Raw genomic sequence first — 12,282 nt, forward strand, 5'->3', positions numbered from 1 at the left:
CCCCAGCCGCCCGTCGCCCCGTCGCCGGATGCACCCCCCGCACCCACCGCCCCCGAGCCACCGGCCCCCGCCGAATCCCCGCAGGGGTCGGCGCAGGCGGACACCGAGGCACCGGCGGCCCCGTCCCCGAGCGAGGCCGGCGCCGCATCCGCCTCCGATGACGAGACCGGAGCCGACGAGGGCACGCCCGCCCCCCAGGCGCCCACCGCCGAAGCCACGGCACCGCAGGCGCCGGAAGCGCCGGAAGCCGACACGCCCCCGGCCTCCGCCCCGAGCGCTGACGCCGAGCCGCAGTCGGCCGCCCCCGACGCCCCGACCACGCAGACCACCGCACCGGCCCAGCCCCAGCCGCCCGTCGCCCCGTCGCCGGATGCACCCCCCGCACCCACCGCCCCCGAGCCACCGGCCCCCGCCGAATCCCCGCAGGGGTCGGCGCAGGCGGACACCGAGGCACCGGCGGCCCCGTCCCCGAGCGAGGCCGGCGCCGCATCCGCCTCCGATGACGAGACCGGAGCCGACGAGGGCACGCCCGCCCCCCAGGCGCCCACCGCCGAAGCCACGGCACCGCAGGCGCCGGAAGCGCCGGAAGCCGACACGCCCCCGGCCTCCGCCCCGAGCGCTGACGCCGAGCCGCAGTCGGCCGCCCCCGACGCCCCGACCACGCAGACCACCGCACCGGCCCAGCCCCAGGCTCCGCAGGCAGCCGCCGCACCCGAGCAGCCCCAGCCCGCACAGAGCCCCGCCCCCGAGCAGCCCGACGCCCAGCAGGAAGGCTGGCGTCCCCCGCCGGCTCCCCAGGGCGCCGTCCCGCCCCTCCCGCCCCAGTTCGCGTCGGCGGCCCCCGGTGCGGCACCGACGTCGGCCCCGGAGTGGACGACGGGCGGACAGCCCGGTGCCCCGCTTCCGCCCGCGCAGCCGACGGCCGCGCCCCAGCCCCAGGCACCCCAACCGGCGCCCGGGGGCTGGTCGGCCACCCCGCCGCAGCCCGAGGGCCAGGCGGCACAGGGCGGTTACGGCTACCCGCAGCCCCCCGCCCCGCAGAACCCGCAGAGCGGCTACGGCTTCCCGCAGCCGCCCGCACCCCAGCCCGGCCAGGGCGGCTACGGCTACCCCCAGCCGCCCGCGCCCCAGAACCCCCAGGGCGGTTACGGCTTCCCGCAGCCCCCCGCTCCCCCGAACCCGCAGAGCGGCTACGGCTTCCCGCAGCCGCCCGCACCCCAGACCGACCAGAGCGGCTACGGCTACCCCCAGCACCAGGCCCCCGCACAGCCCGGCCAGCCGGGTCAGCCCGTGCCGCCGCACCCGGGACAGCCGCAGGCCCAGCCGGGGCAGCCGCAGTTCCCGGGACAGCAGCCGCCGCAGGCGCCCCAGCCCGGCCCCTACGCGGGCGCTCCGGGCCAGCCCGGCGTGGACCCCCGTACCGGTGGAGCCTGGCCCGCGGCCGTCCAGCACGACCAGCGGCAGCAGGTCGCCGGCGCGGGCGCGCCGCTCGGCTACAACGCCGCGGTCGAGCTGACCTCGGACCGGCTGGTCAACAGCAAGAAGCAGAAGGCCAAGAGCAGTCGTCCCACTCCCGGTGGCTCGAAGTTCAAGCTCGGCGGCAAGAAGGAGGAGCAGGAGAGGCAGCGCAAGCTCGACCTCATCCGCACCCCGGTGCTGTCCTGCTACCGGATCGCGGTGATCAGCCTCAAGGGCGGCGTGGGCAAGACGACCACGACCACCGCCCTCGGCTCCACCCTGGCCACCGAACGGCAGGACAAGATCCTCGCCATCGACGCCAACCCGGACGCCGGCACCCTCGGCCGCCGGGTGCGGCGCGAGACCGGCGCCACCATCCGCGACCTGGTCCAGGCGATCCCGTACCTCAACTCGTACATGGACATCCGCCGGTTCACGTCCCAGGCGGCCTCGGGTCTCGAGATCATCGCCAACGACGTCGACCCGGCCGTGTCCACGACGTTCAACGACGAGGACTACCGGCGCGCGATCGACGTGCTGGGCCGCCAGTACCCGATCATCCTCACGGACTCGGGCACGGGTCTGCTCTACAGCGCCATGCGCGGGGTCCTCGACCTCGCCGACCAGCTGATCATCATCTCGACCCCGTCGGTGGACGGCGCGAGCAGCGCCAGTACGACGCTGGACTGGCTGTCGGCGCACGGGTACGCGTCCCTGGTCTCGCGGTCCATCACCGTGATCTCGGGTGTGCGCGAGACCGGCAAGATGATCAAGGTGGAGGACATCGTCACCCACTTCGAGCAGCGCTGCCGGGGCGTGATCGTCGTACCGTTCGACGAACACCTGGCGGCCGGTGCCGAGGTCGACCTCGACATGATGCGGCCGAAGGTCCGGGAGGCGTACTTCGACCTCGCCGCCATGGTGGCCGAGGACTTCGTGCGGGCCCAGCAGGAGCAGGGGCTGTGGACGGGGCAGGGAGGCCACCAGCCGCCGACGATGGCTCCCCCGATGCCGGGGCACCAGCAGCAACCCCCCGCCGGACAGCCGCAGCAGCCCCAGCCGCCGTTCCAGGGCTTCCCCGGCGCACAGCCCGGCCAGTCCTGGCAGACAGGCCAGCCGGGTCAGCCGCAGCCGGGGTTCCCGCAGCCGCCGTACGACCCGAACGCGGGACAGCCGCCGCAGCAGTAGACGAAGGCAGTGGACGAAGGAGGGCCGGCACCACCAAGGTGCCGGCCCTCCTTTTCCGTCTCTGCGCGCTTCAGGCCTGCGCGCCCTCGATCAGCTCACGGCACCGCTGCACGTCGTCGGTAATCGCCTTCAGCAGTGCGTCCAGCGACTCGAACTTCTGCTGCCCGCGCACATAGGCGAGGAAGTCCACCGCCACGTGCAGCCCGTACAGGTCGAGCCCGACGCGGTCGATCGCGTACGCCTCCACCGTGCGCTCGGTGCCGTCGAACTGTGGGTTGGTGCCGACGGAGATCGCGGCCGGCATCGCCTCGCCCTGGGCGTGCAGCCAGCCGGCGTAGACGCCGTCGGCGGGGATGGCGGTGTGCGGGAGGGTCTCGACGTTGGCGGTCGGGAAGCCGAGCTCGCGCCCTCGCTGCGCCCCGCGGACGACCACGCCCTCCACCCGGTGCGGGCGGCCCAGGATCTCCCCGGCGCCCTCCACGTCACCTTCGGCGACCAGGCGCCGGGTCAGGGTGGAGGAGAAGGGCTCCCCGCCGCCCGCCGTGCCCGACACGTACAGGTCGACGATCTCGACCTCGAAGTCGTACGTCTTGCCCTGCTCGGCGAGGAAGTCGCAGTTGCCCGCGGCCTTGTGGCCGAAACGGAAGTTGGGGCCCTCGACGACCGCCTTGGCGTGCAGCTTGTCGACCAGGACCTTGACGACGAAGTCGGCGGGCGAGAGCTTCGAGAACTCCGTGGTGAAGGGGAGGATCAGCAACGCGTCCACGCCCAGCCCGGCCATGAGCTCGGCGCGGCGGTGGTGCGGGGCCAGCAGCGGCGGGTGACTGCCGGGGCGGACGACCTCGCTGGGGTGCGGGTCGAAGGTGACGACGACCGAGGGGACGCCCAGCTCGCGCGCCCGGTCCACGGCATGCCTGATGATCAGCTGGTGCCCGCGGTGGACCCCGTCATAGGAACCGATGGTGACGACGCTGCGCCCCCAGTCCTCGGGGATGTCCTCCAAGCCACGCCAGCGCTGCACTGTGACCGCTCCTCGTCGAACCCGTGTCCGTATTGACTCTTGCGACTTACGCAGGTCTAAGGGTGCCATGCCGCGTGCCCGTCGCTCGCATCGGCATGGGGGCTGTGACCCGACGCACGCGGGCAGGGGGGTTGCGCAGGTCCGCCGGCTTCACGGGCTCAGGCGGGAACCCGCGCGTCCGCCAGGTTCTCGATCATCCGCCGGGTGCTGGGGCCGACCACCCCCGCCCACTCCTGCGGGGCGTCGGCGAGCCAGCCGGCCACCAGCGCGGCGAACCCGGGCACGTGCCGGCCGAGGTCGACGAGAGTGCGGTCGAAACGGGTCGCGCCCAACGGGCTGCGGACGAGGAGGAGGCCCGTGCGCCGCACGAGGTCGCGGATGCCGTCCCCGCCGCGCGCGGCGGCCGGGGGCAGCAGGGCGACCAGGACCGCGGGCTCCCGTTCGTGGTCCAGGAGGACATCGAGGAGTTCCTGGCGCAGCGGGCGGGAGGCGGGGGTGCCCGGGCCGACGAGCACGGCGGCCACCGCGGCCCGCACCCGTTCCGGGGCGCCGTCGAGCAGTCCAGTGACGAGCGGGTGGAGCACGGCCCGGGCGGCGGGGCCCTGATCGAGGCGCCGGTCGACGTACGCGGCCACGTCCCCGGCACACTCCGGGCCCCGCTGGACCATCTCCCGCACCAGCACGGCCACCCGGCGGGCCAGGGCGGGCGTGGTGACGTCGGCGAGCGTGCGCAGCGCCTCCCCGGCACCCGGTCTGCGCAGCCGCTCCCGGAAGGCCTCCAGGACCGGATCGGGGTCGGTGGCGAGCGCGGGGACCAGCACGGCGGGCGGGAACTGCGGGTCGCCGGCCGCGAAGTGCCCTAGAGCCTGCGGGAGATGACGGGCACGCGTGCGCGGGTCGCGCACCAGCAGGGCGAGCGCACCCCCGTGCAGGGTGCGGTCCTCGGGGCGGGCGAGCAGCGCGAGGGCGGCATAGCGCAGGAGTTCGCGGTCGGCCTCGGTACGTACGTGCGGGGCGGCCCGCAGTCCGTACGCCACCGCCGCCACCCGCCGCGCAGGCCGCTCGTCGTGCGCCCACCGGTCCACGGCCCGGCACACCGCCGACGGCTCGTCCTCGGCCAGCACGGCGAGCAGTTCGTCGGCCCGCCGGTGCGCACACCCGACGAGCACCTCGGTGAGGTCGTCCAGAGCCCGGGTCCGGTGCGTGTGCAGCAGCGCCTGCGCGGCCTTCGCCACGGTCGCGTGCGGAGTCGCGGGCAGCGGCCGCTCGTCGTCGAACCAGCGGGTGAGATACGGCTGTACGGCGGTGGGGTCCGTGGCCAGCAGCTCCGCCACGACGTCCAGGAACCGGGGGCCCGGCTCGTGCGGGGGCCCGTCGGCGAGGACGAGGCGGCGCAGCAGGTCGAAGCGGGTGCCGGGCGGAAGCGGGAGGGCGGTCCAGAAGGCGGGCCCGAACGCGGGCGGGACGGGTTCCTCCTGACGGCGCCGGGCCACCAGGCGGTCGGTGAGCCGCCGCAGGACATCGGTGTACGGCGTCGCGTCGGGCACGCGCAGCAGGGTCTCGGTGAGCAGGCGGGCCGCCCACCAGGAGTCCGGGTCGGCGTCGAGGGCGTCGAGCAACTCCTCCAGTCGGTGGGCCAGTTGCGGTGCGCCGTGCTGGCGGGCGACGAGGAGCAGGGCCTGGACGACGGGGCCGATGCGGTGGTGCGGGACGGGGAGCGGGTCCTCGGCGCCGGTGCGGCGGCGGTGGACCAAGGCGCGCAGGGCCTCGTCCAGGTCGAGGTGGGTGCCCTGGATCCAGTCGGCGAGTTCCTCGTGGGCGAAGCGGTAGCCGCTGCCGGCGGGGACGAGGAGGCCCTCGGCGAGGACGGCGGAGGCCCAGCCGGTGGCGCCGAGCCGCTTCGGCGCCGTGCCCCAGGGAAACACCGCCTCGAACGACTCCCGGGCCAGCTCCCCCTGCCCGGGGCCGAGGCTGCGGCGGGCGGCCTCGTGGACCTGGCCGGCAACCTTCGCGGCGAGCCGGCGGACGGCGGTGCCGCGCAGGCCACTCGCCGTGGCCAGCCGTACCGCGATGCGCAGACACATCAGGTCGAGGTACGCCGAGAAGACCTCGTCGCGGTCCACGGGGGTGTGAGGGGCGTCCGGGAGAGCCGCGCGGACCTCGGACAGGAGCCGGAGGGTGAGGGGGTGCCGGTCGTCGGGGGCGGCGAGGATGCCTTCGGGGAGGGCGTGCCGGACCCGGGCGCGGCGGGCCTCCTCGTCGGTGAGGTCGGCGAGGCGTACGCAGGGCGGAAGGTGCGCCTCCGGATTGCCGTACAGCATGTCCTCCGGGAAGTCCGCGCCCTCCCAGTACTCCTCCCGGCACGCCACCACGAGCCGCGCCCCCGTCTCCGCCAGCCACTTCGCCGTGCCCTCCGTCCAGTCGGCGAGGCGGTGGGCCAGGACCGGGGGCATCTCCTCGGGGCCGTCGAGGAGGAGGAACAGGGGGCGGCCCGCGGTGCCGGCAAGGCGGGCCAGGCGTTCGGGCGTGAGGTCGTCCAGGTCGGCGGGGACGGTGTCCGTGGAGGTCGCCACGATCCGGGCGGCCCTGGTGAGCGCTCGGCTCGCCGCGTCGGCCACCGAGGCGTCGGTGTCCTCGAGGTCGGCGCCGCGCAGCCAGAGGGTGGGGGCGGGAGCGGGGCCCCGGTGGCGGCGGGCGGCCAGGGCCGCGAGTTGTGTCGTACGGCCGCTGCCGGGCGGTCCGACGAGGCCGAGGACGGCGGCCGAGCCGTCGGTGAAGGCGGCGAACTCCCTGGTGATCGCGGTCCGTTCGACCGGCTCGGTCGGGTCTCCCCGGCCCGCGTGACCGGCGAACGTGCCCGGCGGGCCGTCCTGGCCCACCGAGGTGGCCGTCAGTTCCAGCACGCCGGCGAGGTTGAGGTCGACGCCGTACGCCGGGACCGTCGCCGCGTTCTCCGCGAGCAGGTCGGCGAGGGGGCCGGTCCGGACGGGGCGGAGCGGGACCGCGTATCCGCTGTCGCGGTGGCCGCACTGCAGGGCGGTGCCGAGGACGGCGACCACCGCGCCGGTCCCGGCGTCCAGCACGGGGCCTCCGGCGGCCCCGCCGCCGAGCCGCAGGGCGTCCCGTCCCGCGGTGCCGATCGCCAACTCCAGGACGTTTTCGAGGAGATGGAAGCGGTCGGTGGCCGTGTAGGTCACGGAGGCCGCGCCGAGCACCCGGGCCTCGCGCCAGCAGCCGGCGGGGAGCCGGACGTAGGTGCCGGTCTCGACGGTGTCGCGCACGGACACCGGCAACGGTTCCACACCGAGTCCTTCGGAACGGACGAGCGCCAGGTCCAGCTCGGGCAGCGCGGTCACGGCGTCGGCGGACACCACACAACTGCGGTCGCCGCCGGCGTGCAGCACGAGCCGGGCCGACCCGTCGACGGCCTCATGGCTGGTGACGACGGTGCCACGATGATCGGCCACGAACCCGACCCCCCGGAGCCGGCCGGCCAGATCAAGAATCCGCACGAGTTCCTCGCCCGGCCCGGCCCCGGGAACCCGCCCTCGCGCCCGCCGCGAAGGCTCCTCGCACCCGCTCCGGCCGAGCCGTACGGTATCGCGATTGCCACCCCGACCGGAGCCGACCTCCCGGCCCTCTTCCCGGACCCCACGACCCACGGACTCGGCGCCCTCACCGGCCTGCCGGTCTCCCGGTCCGACCCGCCGGGCCGCCTCCTGCCCCGCTCCGCGGCCATCGCCCCCGCCGGAACCTGCCTCCGGCTCGCGCTGCCGGGACCGCGGGTTCTCCGCACGGGCGGCACGGTCACCCCACCGCACCCGCCGACCAGCCTCACGCGGCTTCCGGCCCCGCTGTTCCGCGAAAAGCTCCGTGCCGCGTGCGTCCCAACCCGCAGGCTCCGTCGGCAGACCCATCCCCAGCGCCCCCTGACCCCCAGCCCCCGCAGGCCAAGCCACCTCACGCGACCCCCGGCCCCCAGACCCCGCACCCGGGCCCACTTCGCGCGACTCACGATCCGCAGACTCCACAGTCAGGCCCATCCCCCGCGCCCCCTGCCCCCCGGACCCCACAGCCCAAGCCACCTCACGCGACCCCCGGCCCCCAGACCCCGCACCCGGGCCCACCTCGCGCGACTCCCGATCCGCAGACTCCACAGTCAGGCCCATCCCCCGCGCCCCCTGCCCCTCGGACCCCGCAGCCCAAGCCACCTCGCGCGACCCCCGCCCGCCGGACCCCGCACTCAGGCCCATCTCACGCGACTCCCGACCCCCAGGCCCCGCCGACCGACCCGTCTCCCCCGCGATCCCTTCCCCCCGCCCCGGCATCTCCATGCCGGCGCCGGAGGCAAGAGGCACCGTTTCGTCGGCGGAGTCACCTCCTGCCGTCATGGCCGTACCTCCCCGCCGTACGCACGTTCCTGTTTTCGACGGTAGGCGTGCGGTGATCGGCGGCACAGATCGTGTGGTGAACGCGCCCCCTTCCACTCCCCCGGTTCACTCCGAGCGCCTGCCCACGTGGGTGAATGGAAGGGGGCGGACGGAGACACCCTAGGGGTGGGGGAACCGAGGGGGGACCGTGGAGCGGCGACACAACCCCGTGATCGCCGCTCCACGGGCAAACAGCCCCGGTGCTCCCCCGGACTGGACCAGGCCTAGCCGAAGACGGCCAGGCTCTTCGCCTTGCCCTTCTGTTCCTCGACCAGCGCCAGGAAGCGGCCCTCGGGGTCGAAGACGGCCACCGTACCGGCGCCCGTGTACTCGTCGGGCATGTCGAGCCGTACGCCGTTGGTGAGCAGCTTGGCCCGGCGGCCGTCGACGTCCCAGCGGGGGAACGCGGCTGTGGCGGCCTCGGCGATCGGCATCACCGTCAGCTCCTGCTGGAGCTGGTCGAGGGTCCTGGCCGAGTCCAGCTTGTACGGACCCACGCGCGTGCGGCGCAGAGCCGTCAGGTGGCCGCCGACACCCAGATCTGCGCCCAGGTCGCGGGCGAGGGCCCGGATGTAGGTGCCGGAGGAGCAGACCACCGACACGACCAGGTCCATGACGGCCGTGCCGTCCTCGGCGACCGCGTCCCGGACGTCGTGGACCGCGAAGGACGAGATGGTAACGGGGCGGGCCGGGATCTCGAACTCCTCGCCCTCGCGCGCCCGTTTGTACGAGCGCACGCCGTCGATCTTGATGGCGCTGACCTTGGACGGCACCTGCATGATGTCGCCGCTCAGCTTGGCGATCCCGGTGTCGACGGCCTCTCGGGTGACCTTCGAGGCGTCTGCCGACGTCGTGATCTCGCCCTCCGCGTCGTCGGTCAGCGTCGTCTGGCCGAGCCGGATCGTGCCCAGGTACTCCTTCTCGGTCAGCGCGAGGTGCCCGAGGAGCTTGGTGGCCTTCTCGACACCGAGGACCAACACGCCGGTCGCCATGGGGTCGAGGGTGCCGGCGTGTCCGACGCGGCGGGTCCTGGCGATCCCGCGCATCTTGGCGACCACGTCGTGCGAAGTGAAGCCCGACGGCTTGTCGACGATGACAAGGCCGTCGGGCGGTGGGGTCTTCTGGGTCATTCGGCGGCGTCGTCCGTCTCGTCCTCGTCGCCCGGCTTCCGGTACGGGTCCGCGTCACCGGCGTAGGCGGCACCCGCGGAGACCTCGCGCACCTTCTCGTCGGACTGGCGTGCCTTGTCGAGGAGGTCGTCGATGGTCTTGGCGGTGTCGGGCAGCGCGTCGGCCACGAAGGTCAGCGTCGGCGTGAACTTCACACCCGCCGCCGCGCCGACCGCGCTGCGGAGCACGCCCTTGGCGCTCTCCAGTCCGGCGGCCGCGGCCGCCCGCTCCTCGTCGCCGCCGTACACCGTGTAGAAGACGGTCGCCTCCCGCAGGTCACCCGTGACCCGGGTGTCCGTGATGGTGACGTGTGAGCCGAGCCGCGGGTCCTTGATCCCGCGCAGCAGCTTCTGGGCCACCACCTCTCGGATGAGGTCCGCCAGCCTCTTGGCGCGCGCGTTGTCGGCCACTGGTCCGTCTCCTTAGTAACTGTCTTGCTGCTTGCTTCAGTCTTCGTCGCTGTGGAGCCTGCGTCGAACCGAGAGCAGTTCCACCTCCGGCCGCGCGGCGACCAGCCGTTCACAGCGGTCCAGCACGTCGGTGAGGTGTCCCGTGTCCCCGGAGACCACCGCGAGCCCGATCTCGGCCCTGCGGTGGAGGTTCTGGCTGCCCGTCTCCGCCGCGCTCACCGCGTACTTGCGCTGGAGCTCGGCCACGATCGGACGGACGAGAGAGCGTTTCTCCTTCAGCGAGTGGACGTCACCGAGGAGCAGGTCGAAGGACAGAGTCCCCACATACATGTGTGTCCGGATGTCCCGCCGGTTCGGGGTACGGGCGCCGCGCTTGGACGCCGGTACGGGGAACCGTACACGCAACGGCCGGGGCCGATCGACGGATATTACGTCCGCCGACCGGCCCCGATCGCGTGCTACGACGATCAGCCGCGCGGCTTCTCGCGCATCTCGTACGTCGCGATGACGTCGTCGATCTTGATGTCGTTGAAGTTTCCGAGGTTGATACCACCCTCGAAGCCTTCGCGGATCTCGGTGACGTCGTCCTTGAAGCGGCGCAGACCGGAGATGGTGAGGTTCTCCGCGACGACCTTGCCGTCGCGCAGCAACCGCGCCTTGGTGTTGCGCTTGACCTCGCCGGAGCGGACCAGCACACCGGCGATGTTGCCCAGCTTGGACGAGCGGAAGACCTCGCGGATCTCCGCCGTACCGAGCTCGACCTCTTCGTACTCCGGCTTGAGCATGCCCTTGAGGGCTGCCTCGATCTCCTCGATCGCCTGGTAGATGACCGAGTAGTACCGGACGTCCACACCCTCGCGCTCGGCCATCTGCGCCGCACGGCCTGCCGCGCGGACGTTGAAGCCGATCACGATGGCGTCCGAGCCCATCGCCAGGTCGATGTCCGACTCCGTGACCGCACCGACACCGCGGTGCAGGACGCGGATGTCGACCTCTTCGCCGACGTCCAGCTGGAGCAGGGAGGACTCGAGAGCCTCGACGGAACCAGAAGCGTCACCCTTGATGATCAGGTTGAGCTGCTGGACCTCGCCGGCCTTGAGCACCTTGTCCAGGTCCTCGAGCGAGACACGGCGCGTGCGCTTGGCGAACGCCGCGTTCCGCTCGCGGGCGGCGCGCTTCTCGGCGATCTGACGGGCCGTACGGTCCTCGTCGACCACCAGGAAGTTGTCGCCCGCACCCGGGACGTTGGTCAGACCCAGCACCTGGACCGGCGTGGACGGACCCGCCTCGGCGACGTTGTTGCCGTTGTCGTCGAGCATGGCGCGCACACGGCCGTAGGCGTCGCCCACCACCATCGTGTCGCCGACCCGCAGCGTGCCTCGCTGCACGAGGACCGTCGCCACGGCACCGCGGCCGCGGTCGAGACGGGACTCGATCGAGATGCCCTGCGCGTCCTGGTTCGGGTTGGCCCGCAGGTCGAGCGAGGCGTCGGCCGTGAGGACCACGGCCTCCAGCAGGGAGTCGATGTTCAGACCCTGCTTGGCGGAGATGTCGACGAACATGGTGTCGCCGCCGTACTCCTCGGCCACCAGGCCGTACTCGGTCAGCTGACCGCGCACCTTGGTCGGGTCGGCACCCTCGACGTCGATCTTGTTGACCGCGACGACGATCGGGACGTCGGCCGCCTTGGCGTGGTTGAGCGCCTCGACCGTCTGCGGCATGACGCCGTCGTTGGCCGCGACGACCAGGATCGCGATGTCCGTCGACCGGGCACCACGGGCACGCATGGCGGTGAACGCCTCGTGACCCGGGGTGTCGATGAAGGTGATCGCGCGGTCCTCTTCGTTGACCTGGGTCGAGACCTGGTAGGCACCGATGTGCTGGGTGATGCCGCCGGCCTCGCCCGCGATGACGTTCGTCTTGCGGATGGCGTCGAGGAGTCGGGTCTTACCGTGGTCGACGTGACCCATGACGGTCACGACCGGCGGACGGACGACCAGGTCCTCGTCGTCGCCCTCGTCCTCGCCGAACTCGATGTCGAAGGACTCGAGCAGCTCGCGGTCCTCCTCCTCGGGGCTGACGATCTGAACCGTGTAGTTCATCTCGCCCGCGAGGAGCTGCAGCGTCTCGTCGGAGACGGACTGCGTGGCCGTGACCATCTCGCCGAGGTTCATCATGACCGCGACGAGGGACGCCGGGTTGGCGTTGATCTTCTCCGCGAAGTCGGTGAGCGAGGCACCGCGCGACAGGCGAATGGCTTCGCCGTTGCCGCGAGGCAGCATCACGCCGCCGACCGACGGGGCCTGCATGGCCTCGTACTCCTGGCGCCTCTGCCGCTTCGACTTGCGACCGCGACGCGCGGGACCGCCGGGACGACCGAAGGCGCCCTGCGTGCCACCACGGCCACCAGGACCACCGGGACGACCACCGAAGCCGGGACGACCGCCGCCGCCACCGCCGGGACCACCCGGACGGCCGGCGAAACCGCCGCCACCGCCACCGGGACCCGCGGGACGACCGGCGAAGCCGCCGCCACCGCCACCGGGACGACCGGCGAAACCGCCGCCGCCACCGGGACGACCGCCGCCACCGCCACCGGGACGACC

General features: G+C 73.5%; 7 protein-coding genes. 1 reads left to right on the forward strand and 6 read right to left on the reverse strand.

The window, feature by feature from the left end; translation table 11 throughout:
* A partial coding sequence (locus BFN33_RS48855) for an AAA family ATPase (RefSeq protein WP_256123108.1) occupies positions 1-2,646 on the forward strand: 2,646 nt, incomplete at its 5' end.
* Between the two features lie 70 nt (positions 2,647-2,716).
* Here the strand turns inward: BFN33_RS48855 and BFN33_RS48860 are convergent.
* The 6 genes from BFN33_RS48860 to infB all read right to left on the reverse strand — a co-directional run.
* Positions 2,717-3,667 carry a bifunctional riboflavin kinase/FAD synthetase gene (locus BFN33_RS48860; protein ID WP_069766688.1) on the reverse strand — a complete coding sequence of 317 codons (951 nt, stop codon included), beginning with the start codon at positions 3,665-3,667 and terminating at the stop codon, positions 2,717-2,719.
* A gap of 158 nt (positions 3,668-3,825) precedes the next feature.
* A complete protein-coding gene (locus tag BFN33_RS48865) occupies positions 3,826-7,179 on the reverse strand; it encodes a trypsin-like peptidase domain-containing protein (RefSeq protein ID WP_069766689.1) in 3,354 nt (1,117 codons plus the stop codon).
* 1,142 nt (positions 7,180-8,321) lie between these two features.
* Complete coding sequence (truB, locus tag BFN33_RS48870) at positions 8,322-9,227, reverse strand: tRNA pseudouridine(55) synthase TruB (RefSeq protein ID WP_069766690.1); 906 nt, start codon at positions 9,225-9,227, stop codon at positions 8,322-8,324.
* The gene (rbfA, locus tag BFN33_RS48875; protein WP_007385054.1) at positions 9,224-9,676 is read right to left on the reverse strand and encodes a 30S ribosome-binding factor RbfA; all 453 of its coding nucleotides are present in this window, start codon (positions 9,674-9,676) and stop codon (positions 9,224-9,226) included. The genes truB and rbfA overlap by 4 nt, the downstream gene beginning before the upstream one ends.
* A gap of 36 nt (positions 9,677-9,712) precedes the next feature.
* Positions 9,713-10,006, reverse strand: coding sequence for a DUF503 domain-containing protein (locus tag BFN33_RS48880; RefSeq protein WP_037708683.1), 294 nt, complete (start codon positions 10,004-10,006; stop codon positions 9,713-9,715).
* A gap of 137 nt (positions 10,007-10,143) precedes the next feature.
* On the reverse strand, positions 10,144-12,282 hold a 2,139-nt coding region (gene infB / locus BFN33_RS48885), incomplete at its 5' end, for a translation initiation factor IF-2 (protein ID WP_079141445.1).

Source organism: Streptomyces sp. LUP47B, assembly GCF_001746295.1.
Taxonomy (GTDB): Bacteria; Actinomycetota; Actinomycetes; order Streptomycetales; family Streptomycetaceae; genus Streptomyces.